At 68.6% G+C, this 15,458-nt stretch carries 12 protein-coding genes; 6 read left to right on the top strand and 6 right to left on the bottom strand.

The features are described from left to right. Positions 1–10: 10 nt before the first annotated feature. From A8G18_RS03070 to A8G18_RS03050, 5 genes are all read right to left on the bottom strand, one after another. Positions 11–928, bottom strand: coding sequence for a CDP-alcohol phosphatidyltransferase family protein (locus A8G18_RS03070; protein WP_016932478.1), 918 nt, complete (start codon positions 926–928; stop codon positions 11–13). Then, on the bottom strand, positions 925–1,647 hold the full coding sequence (locus A8G18_RS03065; RefSeq protein ID WP_026002919.1) for a phosphatidylserine decarboxylase: 723 nt from the start codon (positions 1,645–1,647) through the stop codon (positions 925–927). The genes A8G18_RS03070 and A8G18_RS03065 overlap by 4 nt, the downstream gene beginning before the upstream one ends. Positions 1,648–1,764: 117 nt before the next feature. Next, positions 1,765–2,229, bottom strand: a complete 465-nt coding sequence (locus A8G18_RS03060) for an SRPBCC family protein (protein WP_016932476.1) — start codon at positions 2,227–2,229, stop codon at positions 1,765–1,767. A gap of 92 nt (positions 2,230–2,321) precedes the next feature. Continuing rightward, positions 2,322–5,801, bottom strand: coding sequence for a TM0106 family RecB-like putative nuclease (locus A8G18_RS03055; RefSeq protein ID WP_064062659.1), 3,480 nt, complete (start codon positions 5,799–5,801; stop codon positions 2,322–2,324). Between the two features lie 55 nt (positions 5,802–5,856). Next, positions 5,857–6,375 carry a DUF1707 SHOCT-like domain-containing protein gene (locus A8G18_RS03050; RefSeq protein ID WP_064062658.1) on the bottom strand — a complete coding sequence of 173 codons (519 nt, stop codon included), beginning with the start codon at positions 6,373–6,375 and terminating at the stop codon, positions 5,857–5,859. A 108-nt stretch (positions 6,376–6,483) separates the two neighbouring features. Here A8G18_RS03050 and A8G18_RS03045 point away from each other — a divergent pair, with 108 nt between their 5' ends. Then, positions 6,484–7,032: a PadR family transcriptional regulator gene (locus A8G18_RS03045; protein WP_016935023.1), complete on the top strand. Its 549-nt coding sequence runs from the start codon at positions 6,484–6,486 to the stop codon at positions 7,030–7,032. Here the strand turns inward: A8G18_RS03045 and A8G18_RS03040 are convergent. Next, positions 7,007–8,257: an NAD(P)/FAD-dependent oxidoreductase gene (locus A8G18_RS03040; protein ID WP_064062657.1), complete on the bottom strand. Its 1,251-nt coding sequence runs from the start codon at positions 8,255–8,257 to the stop codon at positions 7,007–7,009. The two genes, A8G18_RS03045 and A8G18_RS03040, sit on opposite strands and share 26 nt — an antisense overlap. Positions 8,258–8,379: 122 nt before the next feature. On the opposite strand from A8G18_RS03040, the gene htpG reads away from it, so the two are divergent. From htpG to A8G18_RS03015, 5 genes are all read left to right on the top strand, one after another. Beyond that, positions 8,380–10,305 carry a molecular chaperone HtpG gene (gene htpG / locus A8G18_RS03035; protein ID WP_064062656.1) on the top strand — a complete coding sequence of 642 codons (1,926 nt, stop codon included), beginning with the start codon at positions 8,380–8,382 and terminating at the stop codon, positions 10,303–10,305. Between the two features lie 44 nt (positions 10,306–10,349). Continuing rightward, the gene (locus A8G18_RS03030; RefSeq protein WP_064062655.1) at positions 10,350–11,126 is read left to right on the top strand and encodes an HAD-IIA family hydrolase; all 777 of its coding nucleotides are present in this window, start codon (positions 10,350–10,352) and stop codon (positions 11,124–11,126) included. Between the two features lie 114 nt (positions 11,127–11,240). Continuing rightward, positions 11,241–11,765 carry a DUF6764 family protein gene (locus tag A8G18_RS03025; protein ID WP_016932759.1) on the top strand — a complete coding sequence of 175 codons (525 nt, stop codon included), beginning with the start codon at positions 11,241–11,243 and terminating at the stop codon, positions 11,763–11,765. 255 nt (positions 11,766–12,020) lie between these two features. Next, complete coding sequence (gene groL / locus A8G18_RS03020; protein WP_016932760.1) at positions 12,021–13,646, top strand: chaperonin GroEL; 1,626 nt, start codon at positions 12,021–12,023, stop codon at positions 13,644–13,646. Positions 13,647–13,936: 290 nt separating this feature from the next. After that, positions 13,937–14,953, top strand: a complete 1,017-nt coding sequence (locus tag A8G18_RS03015) for an alpha/beta hydrolase (RefSeq protein WP_064062781.1) — start codon at positions 13,937–13,939, stop codon at positions 14,951–14,953. The last annotated feature ends 505 nt before the right edge of the window (positions 14,954–15,458 follow it).

Here is a 15,458-nt window from a genome sequence, read left to right as displayed (position 1 = left end):
GTCGTGCATGTCATCGCCCTCGCGGACGGCGCAGCCCGAGTCGCGCCTGAGATCGTGCCGTCGTGGCGACGCGCCGGGCCGCGACGCGACGCGGACGTTCGGCGCGGTTACGCGCGCGCAGGGCCCGTCGTTCCGAGGGCTTGATGTCCCAGGTCTCGGGCCGGGCCGCAACCCAGCGCCGGGACCGCACCGCGAAGGGGATGTGCGCGAGGTAGACCGCGACCAGCACGAGCATGAGGATGAAGGGGTAGGTGACCAGCGCGGCCGCAGCCACCGCGACCAGCACGAGCAGCACGACTGCGAGTCGTGCGGGCACCGACGCCGACTTCATCGCGAAGGTCGGGAGCCGGCTGACCGCGAGGCCTGCCGTTGCGAGGGTCCACAGCGCGACCAGAGCGTAGGTGGTCCACCAGCCGTCGCCCCACTGGATGTAGGCCGCGACCGGCGCGAGTGCGACGAGGGCGGCCGCCGGGGCGGGCACGCCGACGAAGTACTCGCGGGCGTAGGCGGGGACGCTGTCGTCCTCGAGGAGGGTGTTGAAGCGCGCGAGCCGCAGGATCAGGCTCACCGCGTAGAGCAGGGCGACGATCCAGCCGAAGGGGCTGCCGTCGAGCATCGTCACGTACAGCACCAGCGCCGGTGCCACACCGAACGCGACGGCATCGGACAACGAGTCGAGTTCGGCGCCGATCTTGCTGGTCGCGTCGAGCATGCGGGCGATGCGGCCGTCCAGTGAGTCGAGGACCGCCGCGGCGCCGATCATGCCGAGAGCGGTACCGAGTTCCCCGTCGAGCGCGAACTTCACCGCCGACAGACCGGCGGAGAACGCGAGGATGGTGATGACGCTCGGCAACAGGCGGACGACGTTGGACCGATTGCGGGACCGTGCGGTCGCGGCCGCGCGCGCACCCTGCGTAGGCGGACTCACGACAGCGTGGGCAGCTGAGCGAGAACGGTCTCGGCGCCGATCGTGCGCTGACCGCGTTCGACCAGCACAGTGCTCCCGGCCGGCAGGTAGGTGTCGACCCGGGAACCGAAACGGATCAGGCCGTAGGTGTCGCCGATCGGCAGGGTGTCGCCGATCTGCGCGTCGTTGACGATGCGACGGGCCAGCAGCCCGGCGATCTGGACGACGGCGACCTCGGCGCCGTCGCGGGTCTCGATCAGCATGCTGGTGCGCTCGTTGACCTCGCTCGCGTCGGCGAGATCGGCGGAGAGGAACTTGCCCGGCGTGTGGACCACGGAGCGAACGGTGCCGCCGACGGGGCTGCGCTGTACGTGCACGTCGAGGACGGACAGGAAGATGCTGACCCGGGGGCGCTCCTCGCTGCCGAGCCCGAGTTCGGCGGGCGGCACGGCGTGGTCGACGAGAGCGATCTCGCCGTCGGCGGGCGCGACGACCACACCGGCGCGGTTCGGGGGCACACGGTGCGGATGCCGGAAGAAGGTGGCGCACGCCAGTGCCGATGCGAGACCGGCGCGGCGCAGCCAGGGCTTACGGCGGCCGAGGGTCGCCACGGCCAACGGAGCGGCGACGAAGGGGATGCCGCCCGGATGCATGGGCGGTACGACATGTCTGACCAGGTCGACCATGTGGGCTACCCCGCTGGTGGGGGGTGTTCCGGCGGGCGTCGGCTTACGTGCCACGGGCTCCTCTTATCGCTGGCGATCGGTGTGCTGTGGACCGCAGTGGACCCGCCCGTCGAACGGGCGGGTCCTGTCGGTCCACAGGCACTCCAGCGTACGTGAGCCGAGGGTGGAAGGTCAGACCCGCGCGGCCGTCTCGATCTCGCTCTTGAGACGCGCGAGGGTCGCGTTCATCCCCCTCGTCAGTTCGTCGTCGAACGCCTCGGTGCCGCCGAGAACATACTTCACCAGGGTCTGCGAGAGCGTGCTGGTCCCGGTGGGGGCTTCGCGCCGCTGGGTGACGCGGGTGCCGGTCGCGGTGGGTTCGAGGGTGAACGACCAGATCGTGCGGTTCTCGTTGATCCGGAAGCTCAGGCGGCGGCCGGGTTCGAAGGCGACGACCTTCGCGGTGGTGGGCCACACGAGCAGGCCCTTCTTGTTGATGTTGATCGTGGTGGTGCCGGCGGACACCGGCCCGCCGCGCACGATCATCCGGCGGCACTGCGGGCTCCATTCGCCCATCCGCTTCAGATCGGACACCACGCGCCACACCTGCTCGGGAGAGGCGGCGATCTCGATCGTGGCCTCGAGGGTCTTCGACACGTGTACTCCTGTTCTCGGGGGACCGGGTCCCGTGTATCCGCTACCTGAGGTAACAGGATCGCCGTCGATCCTAACGGACGATGTGAGTGCGGTCACGTCCCGGTGGGGCCGGGTTCGGTCAGGCGCAGGAACGCCCCGAGTTCGATCAGGTCGTCGGGAGTCGACGGGAGGTGATCGGTCAGCGCACAGGACCGGACGATCACTGCCGTCCATTCACCGCGCGAGAGTGCCACGTTCGACCGGTTGCGGGACAGCAGGAACGACATCCCCCGTGGCACGTCCTCGACGGCGGAGGCCGTCATCGACACGAACACCATCGCGGCCTGGCGCCCCTGGAACTTGTCGACCGTGCCCACCTGCACCCGGTGCAGACCCGCCGCGGCGAGATCCTGTCGCAGGCGGGTGACCTGAGCGTTGTACGGCGCGACCACCAGAACGTCCTCCTCGCCCAGGGGCCGGGGCGGCGAGTCGGCGTCGTCCGTCCACGCGGCGCCGAGCACGGACGCGATCGCGTGCACGATCTCGGCGCTCTCCTCGGGCGAGCAGGTCGCGTTGCCCTCGTGGGCCACCTCGATCAGGCGGATACCGGGTGGGACGCCGTCGAGCGCGCGACGCGCGGTGACCTCGGACTTCGAGTGCAGTCGTCCCTCGTAGGACAGGTCGGACACCCGCGCGCACAGATCCGGGTGCATCCGCCAGGTCACCGGCAGGAAATAGCCGAGATCGGCGGGCAGCGCACCGTGCCCTTCGGCGAGCCACCCGAGGGCGGATTCGTCGACCGGCTCGGGGTGGGTGCCCTGGGAGACCTGGGGAAGTTGCCGGGGGTCGCCGAGCAGCAGCAGATTCGACGCGGCCGTGGCCACGGCGATGGTGTCGGCGAGACAGAACTGTCCGGCCTCGTCGATCACCAGCAGGTCGAGGCTGCCGGGAGCGATGCAATTCGGATTCGTGAAGTCCCAGGCCGTTCCGCCCACCACGTAGCCGGCGGTGGATGTACCGATATGTGCCGCAAGGGTCTTCGCGTCCGGGAAGGCGGCCCACGTCGGTTCCGGGTTCTGGCATTTCGCCTTGGCGACCCGCTCACCCGGCACTCCCGCCGCAACGATGCCGGCCAGCATGTTCTCGACCACCGAGTGCGACTGCGCGACCACGCCGACCCGCCAACCGTGCTCGTTCACCAGCGACGCCACGACGCGGGCCCCGGTGTACGTCTTGCCGGTGCCGGGCGGACCCTGCACCGCCAGATACGAATCGTCGAGGGCGAGAACGGCCGTGACGATGGTGTCCGCCGTATCGTCACCGAGCGGCGGCAACGCGCCGCCGGAGCGCAGACGGGGAGGGATGCGGCGCAGCACGTCCACCGCCGCGGTCGACGGCAGCGACGGCAATCCGCTGCACATCGCCTCGGCGGCGGAGGCGATCGCTGCGTCGATGTTCTTCGCCGCGACGGGCGCACCGGGCGTGACGGCGACCGGCAGTGCGGAGTACTCCTCGTCCGTCCGCAACAGCTCGTCGACGACGAGCACGTCGGGATGCTCCGTCCCCGTGGTGCGTTCGACGACCTTGCCGCGCGACCACGCGCGCGTCCCGGCGCCGCCGTCGGGCAATCCGTCCGGCCCCGGCGCGTCGTACAGCAGGAAGACGTCCTGATCGGCCCGCAACGCGCTGCCCGGTTCGAGTTCGCCGGCGAGGCGCAACCGGCGCCGGAGCAGTCGCTGCCGGGAGGTGGCCTTGTGCCAGTCGGTCTCGACGGCGGCCGTCGCCGCGACCAGCGTGTCGCGGCCGTCCGCCCATTCGTCCGGCGCCGTGGACAGACGATCGAAGTGCGCCCACCAGAACGGTTTCCGCTCGCGCCGGTGATAGCCCACGGCCGCGGCCACGAGGGCGGCGGCCTGCTGCTCGGGGGTGCGGTGGCCCGCCAGCGCCCCACCGACGAATTCGAGCAGTTTCGTCTCCGCGGGGTGCGCTTCCGCGTCGGGGGCGGCCTCGTCGTGTGTCACCTCGCTCGGGAAGACGCCGTGGTCGCGGGCGTGGGTGAGCAGCCAGTCGCGCAGGCGCAGTGTCGAGACGCAGTCGTCCTCGTTGTAGGAGGCGATCGACGCGAGTTCGCGCTCCGCCTCCTCGTGGCGTCCGGCGTCGCGCAGTGCGCAGTAGTCCGCGTACGCGACGATCGAGGCGCCCGCATCGACGACCTCCCCCTCGCGCGCCTCGGCGTCGCCGGTGTAGAGCGGTTCGAGTTCCTTCAGCCCGTACGCCCGGGCACCCACGCGGATCGAGTTGCGCACCACGGGATACAGGTCGACGAGGACACCCTCGCGCAGCAGGTCGTCGACGATCTCCTCACCGACGCCGTACCGACCGGCCAGCCGCAGCAGAGCCGTCTTCTCGTAGGGGGCGTAGTGGTAGATGTGCATCTTCGGGTGCCGGCGCCGGCGGTCGGTGACGTAGTCGAGGAAATCCAGCAGCGCCTGTCGCTCCTGCCGGCGGTCGTGCGCCCAGAACGGCCGGAAGACCGGTGCGTCGGCGGTGCCCTCCACGACACCGAACAGGTACTCGAGTCCCCATTCGGAACTGCCGCCCTCGGACCACAGCGGGTCGCCTTCGAAGTCGAAGAAGATGTCGCCTTCGTCGGGGGCGGGCAGGACGCCGAGCGGGGTGGCATCGTAGACCTCGGCGTAGGGGGCGCCCTGCTTCTCCTCCTCGAGCTGGGCCCGTGCCTGCGCCCGCAGGGTGTCGAAGGTGCGGCGCGCCATCCCGCCGACGGGTGTCTCACGTGCGGCGAGATCGTCGATGGTCGACACGCCCGCGTCGATCAGCCGCAGCCGCTGGGTGCTGCGCATCCCGGCGACCAGCAGCAGGTCGCGGTTCCGCTCGATCTCCGGGGCGCACTCGTCGCAGCGACCGCACGCGGTGTGCCCGCCCGATCCCCACCGCGCCGGTCCGGTGGCAGCGCCGTGCGACGTGAGAAGGGTTTCGAGACAGTCGCGTCGGTACCGGTAGACCGGCAGGACCTCCGCGAGCGGGTAGGAGGCGATCGAACCGTTGCCCAGGACGAGATGTACGTGGGAGGACACCGGCGTCCCGGTGCGGGCGAGGGCGTCCGCGTAGGCGGCGAGCTGCAGGAGGGCCTCGACCTTCGCGTGCCGGGACAGTGTGCTGTCGTACACGGCGTAGCCGTCGTCCTCGCGGACGAGGAAGTCGGAGAAGCCGATCATGCCGGCCGGATCCGGGCCGGTCTCGAAGAACGCACCCTGACAGACGACGGGTGCGCCGGCGCGAACGGCCTCGAGGGTGGCCTGCGCGGCTTCCGCGAGGGCCTGCGCGGTGTGGGCGGGTCGGGGGATCTCGACGACCTCGTCCGTGCCCACCTGCGCGCGGAACCGGTCGAGGATGTGCTGTTCGTGGTGTCCGCCGAGTGCGGCGACGCGTTCGAGCATCGCGTCGGGTTCCGCCTCGGGGCGGGGGACGCGGCCCAGTACCGAGTCGAACGTGCGGAGCAGTGCGAATTCGCACGATGCGGCGCGGGTGAGATCTCCGGCGCCGAACATCAGCCTGTCGTCGAGCAGAAACATCGGCGGCTCCGTCTCCGGCGTGCGGGATGCCCGGGATGGGCACGGCTCGTCCCGACTATCGCAGACAGGTCGGACCCGCCGGACCGTTGTTTCCGCGCTTACCGGGCACACTGCGGCGGCCGGGCCCGCCCTCGATCCCGAGCGCGGTGCGCACCGCCAGCACGATGCCCCACGGAACGACGACCCAGATCGGCCAGAAATAGATCGGCGACATGGTGCCCAGCGACACCAGCGCCCACACCGCGAGATTGATCGATCCCACCGCCGCCCAGGCGCCCCACTCGATGCGTTGGTGGAGCGGCAGGCGCAGACGTGTGACTGTGTTCCCGGCGGGCCGGGGCGGGGTGGGAGCAGGCGTGGGCGGCAGGTCGGCGAGGACGGCGCCGGCGTCGTCCCGTGTCGTGGCGCGGTAGACCAGGGCGACGCGCTCGTCGAACTCGGTGATGGTCAACCGTCCGGCGGTGAGGTGGTGCCCCAGTCGCTCGACGATCGTCTCGCGCTCGGCGTCGGAGATGCGGAGCGGTGGGCCCACGGTGCCGGTACGGGTCGGGGCGGCGGGGGATGTGTGTTCCATGGTGCCCTCCGGGATCTTCCACAATGGAATGTCGCCTGGTTCCAGGGTGGATATGCCACAGTGGAATGTCAAGTGTTTTCGGTGCCCGGATCGAGAAAGGAACCGGCCATGACCGGACGACCCCTCAACGCCACCGCCGCGTCACTGCTCGGGTTCCTCCACGAAGGCCCCAAAACGGGCTGGGACCTGGTATCCACCGCGCAGACCCGCATCGGCAAGTTCTGGTCGCTGACGACGAGCCAGGTCTACCGGGAACTGGCCACGATGGAACGGCAGGGCCTGATCGAGGCGGGTGAGAAGGGGCCGCGCGACCGCAAGCCCTTCCTGTTGACCGACGCCGGGCGCCGGGCCTTCGCCGAATGGATCGACCGCGAGCCGGGCGACGAGAACATCAGGCACCCGCTGCTGCTGACCGTCGCCTTCGGCGATCACCTCCCGCCCGAGCGCCTCGCCGCGATGCTCGCCGACCATCGACGCAGACACGAGGAGCAACTCGCCGATTACGAACGGGAGGCGGCTGCGGACATCCTCCCGCCGCACGCCGCAGCGACACTCGATTTCGGCATCCTCTACGAACGGGCGGTCCTCGACTGGTTCGACCGCGTGCGCGACCGGCTCGGAACCGGTCCGGTCAGCGCAGCGGATCGAACGCCTTGAGCAAGGGATCCGGCTCACCGGTCATCGATCCGGCGAGCAGCCTGCCGGTGAGGGGGCCGAGCGCCACGCCCCACATCCCGTGCCCGCCGGCGACGTACACCCGATCCGAGCGGGTACGGCCGATCAGCGGGAGCCCGTCCGCCGTACACGGCCGCGAGCCCACCCACTCCTCGGTACGCCCGTCCCAGTCGACCTCGCGCAGCAGCGGACGTGTCGCGTCGACGATCGCCCGGATGCGCCGCGGGTCGAGTGGGGCGTCGGGGCTGCGGAACTCCATCATTCCCGCAACACGGAACCTGTCGTGGAGGGGTGTGCACGCCACCCGCTGCGCGGGGAAATAGACCGGGTTCTTCGGAATGCTCGGAGGTCGCACGCTGAAGCTGTAGCCGCGACCGGCCTGGACCTGTGTGCGCACACCGAACGACCGGGCGAGCGCTCCCAGCCACGCCCCGTTCGCGAGCACCACGGCATCCGCCGAACGCGGGTCCCCGCCGGCGACGACGACGTCCACCCCGCGACCGGTGTCGCGCACCTCCTCCACGTCGGCGCCCGTGACGATCTCCGCGCCCCGTGCGCGCACGGCGTGCGCCAGCGAGGCAACGAACCGAGGCGGGTCGATGAACCGTTGTCCCCGGATGCGGATACCCACCCGCACCGCGTCCCCGAGCAGCGGTTCGAGCGAATGCAGCGTGTCGGTGTCGAGCAGGTCGAAGTCGATCTCGCTGCCGGCGGTGCGCGCGTGTTCGAACTCCTCGACCAGCACGCGACGGTCGTCGTCCGAGGTGAACGCCGCCAGGAACGGATCGGCCACTCGCGTCGGCTCGGTGACGATCGTGCCCCCGGAACCGCGGGCGAGATCGTCGTAGGCACCCAGGGCGAGGCGATTGGCGCGCGCGAAGATCTCCATCGACGACGTCCAGCGCCGCGTCGTGCAGTGCCGGGCGAAGTCGGCGAGGAAACGCAACAGCCGCAGATCGGTCGTAGGCGGCACGTACACCGGCGACGACGGCCGGAACATCGACCGCAGCCCGTAGCGCAGCACCGCCGGCTCGGGCAGCGGCAAGGTCAGTGCCGGCGCGAGCCACCCGGCGTTGCCCCACGAGGAGTCGCCCGCCACCCCGACCCGGTCGAGCACCGTGACCTCGATGCCGCGCTCCTGCAGGAACCATGCGGTGGACAAGCCCACGATTCCCGCACCGACGACCACCGTCCGACGAACCGTCATCGCAACCTCCTGTGAACGACGAAGCCTGCACCTCCATCATGGACCCGGAAGCGCGAACGGGCCGGGCTCGCGAACGGCTTACTATTTCCGGGGAAGTTCTGCTTGTGGAAAGGGAACCCGGAATGAGTACGAACGTCGAACAGCGTGAATTCCAGGCCGAGACGCGACAGTTGCTGGATCTGATGATCCACTCGATCTACTCGAACAAGGACACCTTCCTGCGCGAGTTGATCTCCAACGCGTCGGACGCCCTGGACAAGCTCCGGCTGGAGTCGTTCCGCGACAAGGATCTCGAGGTCGACACCTCCGACCTGCACATCGAGCTCGAGGTCGACAAGGACGCGCGCACCCTGACCGTGCGCGACAACGGCATCGGCATGAACCGCGACGAGGTGGTCGATCTCATCGGCACCCTCGCGAAGTCCGGTACCGGCGAACTCCGTCAGAAGTTGCGCGAGGCCAAGGACGCCGCGGCCTCCGAGGAGCTGATCGGTCAGTTCGGTATCGGCTTCTACTCGTCGTTCATGGTCGCCGACAAGGTCACCCTGGTCACGCGCAAGGCGGGGGAGAAGACCGGTACACGCTGGGAGTCCAGCGGCGAATCCACCTACACCATCGCCGAGGTCGACGACGCTCCGCAGGGCACCTCGGTGATCCTGCATCTCAAGCCCGAGGACGCCGAGGACCACCTCTTCGACTACACCTCGCAGTGGAAGCTCGAGGAGATCGTCAAGAAGTACTCGGATTTCATCGCCTGGCCCATCCGCATGGAGGTCTCGCGCACCACGAAGACGGAGGACGGCACCGACGAGGTCACCTTCGAGACCAAGACCCTCAACTCGCAGAAGGCGCTGTGGGCACGCTCGAAGGACGAGGTCTCCGAGGAGGAGTACACGGACTTCTACAAGCACATCGCCCACGCCTGGGACGAGCCGCTCGAGGTCATCCCGCTCAAGGCCGAGGGCACCTTCGAGTACCAGGCGCTGCTGTTCATCCCGGAACACGCGCCCTTCGACCTGTTCGCGCGCGAACGGCGGACCGGGGTGCAGCTGTACGTCAAGCGCGTGTTCATCATGGACGACTGCGAGGATCTCGTCCCCGAGTACCTGCGTTTCGTCAAGGGTGTCGTCGACGCGCAGGACCTGTCGCTCAACGTCTCTCGTGAGATCCTGCAGCAGGACCGGCAGATCCGGGCCATCCGGCGCCGCCTGACGAAGAAGGTGCTCTCGACCGTCAAGGACATGGCTGCGAACGACCGGGACAAGTACCGGACGTTCTGGCGCGAGTTCGGCCGGGTCGTCAAGGAAGGCCTGATCTCCGACACCGACAACCGCGACACGCTGCTGGCGATCTCGTCCTTCGATTCCACCGCGAGCGAGGAGGAGCAGACCACGCTCGCCGAATATGTCGAGCGCATGAAGGACGGCCAGGACGAGATCTACTACCTGACCGGCGAGTCGCGGCACCTGCTCGAGAACTCCCCGCACATGGAGGCGTTCCGGGACAAGGGCATCGAGGTCCTGCTCCTGACCGACCCGGTGGACGAGATGTGGGTGACCTCCGTTCCGGAGTTCGAGGGCAAGCGCTTCCAGTCCATCGCCAAGGGCGACGTCGATCTCGGGACGGAGGACGAGAAGAAGATCGCCGAAGCCGAGCGCGAGGAGAAGGAGAAGGAGTTCGGCGACCTGCTGTCGTGGATGAAGGAGACCCTCGACGAGCACGTCAAGGACGTGCGCCTGTCGTCGCGCCTGACGACCTCCCCGGCGTGCATCGTCGGCGACACCTTCAGCATGTCGCCCGCCCTCGAGCGGATGTACAAGGCGTCGGGCCAGCCGGTGCCGCGGGTCAAGAGGATCCTCGAGCTCAACCCCGGCCATCCGCTCGTGTCGGGTCTGCGCACCGCCCGGGAGCAACGCCCGGACGACACCACCCTCGCCGACGTCGCCGAACTGCTCCACGGCATGGCGCTGATCGCCGAGGGTGGCGAGGTCGAGGACCCGGCACGCTTCACCCGCCTGCTCGCCGAGCGTCTCGCCGGCAGCGTGTAGGCCGAGCGTTTCTCCGCGAGTCACCGCGCGGATAGGCTCGACGCATGACGCATGTGGACGGGGTGTTGTTCGATATCGAGGGTGTGCTCGTCACCGAGTGGCAGCCCGTCCCGGGCGCGGCGGACGTCCTGGCACGCTTGCGTGCCGACGGCGTCCGCCGCGCCTTCCTCACCAACACCACCTCGCGTACGTGTGCCGAGATCGCGCAGCGGCTCACGGATCTGGGGATGGAAGTGGCGCCGGACGAGATCGTCACGGCGGTGTCCCTCACCGTCGACCATGTCCGGCAGACCTATCCGGGTCTGCGCTGCTGGGTCCTCAACGAGGGCGACATCGCAGCGGATCTCGACGGTCTCGTCCTGGACGCGGACGATCCGGAGGTGGTGATCCTCGGTGGAGCGGGAGATGCCTTCACGCATCGGGCGATGAGTCGCGTCGCCGAACTGATGCTCGAGGACGTCCCGGTGGTCGCGATGCACCGGGCGCTCGCCTGGCAGGCGGCCGACGGGCTGCGGATCGACACCGGTGTCTACCTGGCGGGACTCGAGGAACTCACCGGACGGTCGGTGGTGGCGGTGGGCAAGCCGTCGCTGCGCGGCTTCCTCGTGGCGTCGGAGCGGATGGGCGTCGAACCCGATCGGATGGTGGTCGTCGGGGACGATCTCGCCGGGGAGGTCGTGCCCGGTCAGCGCCTCGGGATGACGGGAATCCTGGTGCGCACCGGCAAGTTCCGGCAATCGGTTCTGGACCTGGCCGTCGATCGTCCCGACCACGTCGTCGACTCGGTCGCAGATCTTCCCGGACTTCTCGCCGGTCTGTGACACGTGGTGTCGCGTGAGACGGATGTGATCGGTACCCTACCGCCGGGGCGCTCGCCCCGTTCAGCGCAGACGCAGCCTTTCGCGTAGAGGCACTCCAGTGCAGAGGAGCCGTTCTTGTCCATTCGTTCCTTCCGTTCCGCTCTCACCGCGCGCCGTTCGTTCCGGGCAGGTGTACTCGTCGCCGTCGGTGTGGCCTCGGCCGCGCTCTTCGGTGGCGGTACCGCCACGGCCGCGCCGGTGACCTGCGTGTCGCCTCCGTCTGCCAACGACATCCTCGTGTCCGACACCGCCAGTTGCGGCGCGACGGCCGAGGGTGCGTTCGCTCGGGCGTATGCGGCCGACAGCGGCACCGCGGTGTCCGTGGCCGAGTCGGCCGGCGCCGCCGAAGCCCATGCGACGGGCTTCGGCACGGCGCTCAGCGCTGCCCGTGATGGCGGTCGTTCGTTCGCGTACGCGCTCGGCGGGGGATTGAGCCACTCGTGGGCCCAAGGTCCGGCGACGACCCTGTCGGTGGCCGGCTGGGGTTCGGGCGCGACGGCCGACACCACCGGCGTCACGTGCGTCGGCGCCCAGTCGTTCGCGGTCAACACGGCAACGGGGCAGTGGTGCGCCGTGGGTGTCGGTTCGACGCCGCGGTGAGTGAGGGCGTAGTAGCTCTTCCACGGATTTCGTGACGGGGGTGGCGGGTGCCGGTAATCTTGCACTCGCCACCCCCGAGTGCTAAGAATGCACTTAGCACTCGCAACACGTGAGTGCCAGGTCGGTAGGGTGAGACCGGGTTTTCGACACCCCTGGTCGTCCGTCGCGGGCACTGCTTCCGGCCGAAGGCGTACATGGAGCGATCCGACGAGCGATCGCTCCGGTGTCACCCCATACCCGGAGGATCACTTCGCAATGGCCAAGATCATCGCGTTCGACGAAGAGGCCCGTCGCGGCCTCGAGCGTGGCCTCAACAGCCTCGCCGACGCAGTCAAGGTGACGTTGGGCCCCAAGGGTCGCAACGTCGTTCTCGAGAAGAAGTGGGGCGCCCCCACGATCACCAACGACGGTGTCTCCATCGCCAAGGAGATCGAGCTCGAGGATCCGTACGAGAAGATCGGCGCCGAGCTGGTCAAGGAAGTTGCCAAGAAGACCGACGACGTCGCGGGTGACGGCACCACCACCGCTACCGTGCTCGCCCAGGCGCTCGTCCGCGAGGGTCTGCGCAACGTTGCCGCGGGTGCCAACCCCCTCGGCCTGAAGCGCGGCATCGAGAAGGCCGTCGAGGCCGTCACCGCCAAGCTGCTCGACACCGCCAAGGAGGTCGAGACCAAGGAGCAGATCGCTGCCACCGCGGGCATCTCCGCCGGCGATCCCGCGATCGGTGAGCTCATCGCCGAGGCCATCGACAAGGTGGGCAAGGAAGGTGTCATCACCGTCGAGGAGTCGAACACCTTCGGCCTCCAGCTCGAGCTGACCGAGGGTATGCGCTTCGACAAGGGCTACATCTCCCTCTACTTCGCCACCGACGCAGAGCGTCAGGAGGCCGTGCTCGAGGATCCCTACATCCTGCTCGTCAGCTCCAAGATCTCCACGGTCAAGGACCTGCTGCCGCTGCTCGAGAAGGTCATCCAGTCGGGCAAGCCGCTGCTGATCATCGCCGAGGACGTCGAGGGTGAGGCTCTGTCCACCCTGGTCCTCAACAAGATCCGCGGCACCTTCAAGTCGGTCGCCGTCAAGGCTCCGGGCTTCGGCGACCGCCGCAAGGCCCAGCTCGCCGACATCGCCATCCTCACCGGTGGCGAGGTCGTCAGCGAAGAGGTCGGCCTCTCCCTCGAGACCGCCGGCATCGAGCTGCTCGGCCAGGCCCGCAAGGTCGTCGTCACCAAGGACGAGACCACCATCGTCGAGGGCGCGGGCGATCCCGACGCCATCGCCGGTCGCGTCAACCAGATCCGCGCCGAGATCGAGGCGTCGGATTCGGACTACGACCGCGAGAAGCTGCAGGAGCGCCTCGCGAAGCTGGCCGGCGGCGTCGCCGTCATCAAGGCCGGTGCCGCGACCGAGGTCGAGCTCAAGGAGCGCAAGCACCGCATCGAGGACGCCGTCCGCAACGCGAAGGCTGCCGTCGAGGAGGGCATCGTCGCCGGTGGTGGCGTGGCTCTGCTGCAGGCCGCTCCGGTTCTCGACGACCTCAAGCTCGAGGGCGACGAGGCCACGGGTGCCAACATCGTCAAGGTCGCCCTCGAGGCGCCGCTGAAGCAGATCGCCTTCAACGCCGGCCTCGAGCCCGGCGTCGTCGCCGAGAAGGTCCGCAACCTCGAGGCCGGCCACGGCCTCAACGCTGCGACCGGCGACTACGAGGACCTGCTCGAAGCGGGCATCAACGACCCGGTCAAGGTCACCCGCTCGGCGCTGCAGAACGCTGCGTCGATCGCGGCCCTGTTCCTGACCACCGAGGCCGTCGTCGCCGACAAGCCGGAGAAGGCCGCCGCTCCCGCGGGCGACCCCACCGGCGGCATGGGCGGCATGGACTTCTGATCCGCCCCTCCGGGCGGCATGGACTTCTGATCCGCCCCTCCGGGCGGAAAGGACTTCCGATCTGCCCGTAGAGCCACGCGAGGCCCGATCCCACTCCGGTGGGGTCGGGCCTCGTGCTCTTCCCCAATCGTTCCGGCCGCTCGTACCGAACGATGACACATCCGTTACGAAACGGACTCGGCACACGATGAATGTCCCGACAGTGCCACTGCATCCGGTTCCCGGCGGTTCGTGCCGATCCGGCGCCGGACGGCAGTGTGCAGGCAGACGGATCCACGAGGGGAGAGAACATGCGGTCGTCCCGGTTGCGACGGGTACTGCTCACGATGGCGGTGGCAACGTCGATGGTGCTCGCGACTGCTGGAGGCGCCGTCGCGCGGCCGGGAGAGGCCGGCGAACAGCCGGTGGGGGAGTTGACCTCCGTCGAGCGCGAAAGCGACCGCACCGTGATCGCGAACGTCTACTCGCCGTCGATGGACAAGGTGATCCCGCTCCGGGTCCGGACACCCGCCGACGCGAGCGAACCCCGTCCCACGCTCTATCTGCTCAACGGCTCGGGAGGCGGTCAGGGGATCGCCACCTGGGAGAGGCAGACCGACATCGAGGACTTCTTCTCCGACAAGAACATCAACGTCGTCACGCCCCTCCTGGGTGGGTACAGCTACTACACCGACTGGCAGAACGACGATCCCGTGCTCGGCCGCAACAAGTGGACGACCTTCCTGACGCGCGAACTCCCGCCGGTCGTCGACGCGCAGTTCGGGACGTCGGGCCGCAACGCCATCGCAGGCGTGTCCATGTCGGGTACGTCGGTTCTCGGCCTCGCGACGGCAGCGCCCGAGTTGTACGAGGCGGTCGGGGCGTACAGCGGGTGCGCCGAGACGAGCACGCCGCTCGGGCAGTCGTACGTGCAGGCCGTCGTGCGGGTCAAGGGCGGCGATCCCGAGAACATGTGGGGCCCGGTGGGGGACGCGGGATGGATCGAGAACGATCCGTACCTCCACGCGGAGAAACTTCGCGGGATCGACGTGTACATCTCGTCGGGCTCGGGTCTGCCCGGTGAGTACGAGCGGCTCGGGGCCCGGTCGGTGAACAACGACCCGATCGGACTCGTCGGTCAGGTGGTCGTCGGCGGCAGCATCGAGGCAGCCGTCCATCACTGCACGCAGCGGATGGCACAGCGCCTCGGGGAACTGGACATTCCCGCCCACATCGACATCCGCCCGGCGGGCACGCATTCGTGGGACTACTGGGAGGACGATCTGCGCAACTCGTGGCCGGTGCTGTCCGAGGCGGTCGGACTGTAGGGGTCCTTCCGCGACTCGCCGAATGCCCGGTTCGACCTCTGTCGAGCCGGGCATTTCCGTTCGGTGGCATATTTCCGGTGGACCGGGCAACTCGCCCATAACTGTTCGGGAACGGGATGAAACGGGTCGATCGGAAATATCGAATCCGAAGCGAATCGATCGGTACGAACGTTCCATTTTCTTATGCGAGTACTCTGAACTGCTGATTTACGGGGACTCTTCGGGTGAATCTGCGAGTGTGAAAGTCATCACACCAGTTTTTTGCATTCTCGGGTCGCGAAAGCTCGACGAATGTGACCAGAATCTATTCGAGCCCGATGGAATCCGGTCGGATTTCCGGGTGGGCGTAAAGCGATCGGACGAAATCCGTTCGATATGCGATCGGACGAAGGAGATTCTCATGGAGATCATCGAACTCATCGGCTCCGCCCTCGAACTGCTCGGCGGCACCGAACTTCTGGGCACCCTGCTCGACAGCGGCAGCGCTCTGCTGGGCAGCGCCCAG

This window comes from Rhodococcus gordoniae (genome assembly GCF_001646655.1).
GTDB lineage: Bacteria > Actinomycetota > Actinomycetes > Mycobacteriales > Mycobacteriaceae > Rhodococcus > Rhodococcus gordoniae.
This window is presented reverse-complemented; position numbering and strand designations above follow the sequence as displayed.

Coding starts and splice junctions, on each gene's coding strand:
- htpG (WP_064062656.1), top strand. CDS start 8,380: ATGAGTACGAACGTCGAACAGCGTGAATTCCAGGCCGAGACGCGACAG.
- A8G18_RS03040 (WP_064062657.1), bottom strand. CDS start 8,257: ATGACGGTTCGTCGGACGGTGGTCGTCGGTGCGGGAATCGTGGGCTTG.
- A8G18_RS03055 (WP_064062659.1), bottom strand. CDS start 5,801: ATGTTTCTGCTCGACGACAGGCTGATGTTCGGCGCCGGAGATCTCACC.
- A8G18_RS03015 (WP_064062781.1), top strand. CDS start 13,937: ATGCGGTCGTCCCGGTTGCGACGGGTACTGCTCACGATGGCGGTGGCA.
- A8G18_RS03045 (WP_016935023.1), top strand. CDS start 6,484: ATGACCGGACGACCCCTCAACGCCACCGCCGCGTCACTGCTCGGGTTC.
- groL (WP_016932760.1), top strand. CDS start 12,021: ATGGCCAAGATCATCGCGTTCGACGAAGAGGCCCGTCGCGGCCTCGAG.
- A8G18_RS03050 (WP_064062658.1), bottom strand. CDS start 6,375: ATGGAACACACATCCCCCGCCGCCCCGACCCGTACCGGCACCGTGGGC.
- A8G18_RS03030 (WP_064062655.1), top strand. CDS start 10,350: ATGACGCATGTGGACGGGGTGTTGTTCGATATCGAGGGTGTGCTCGTC.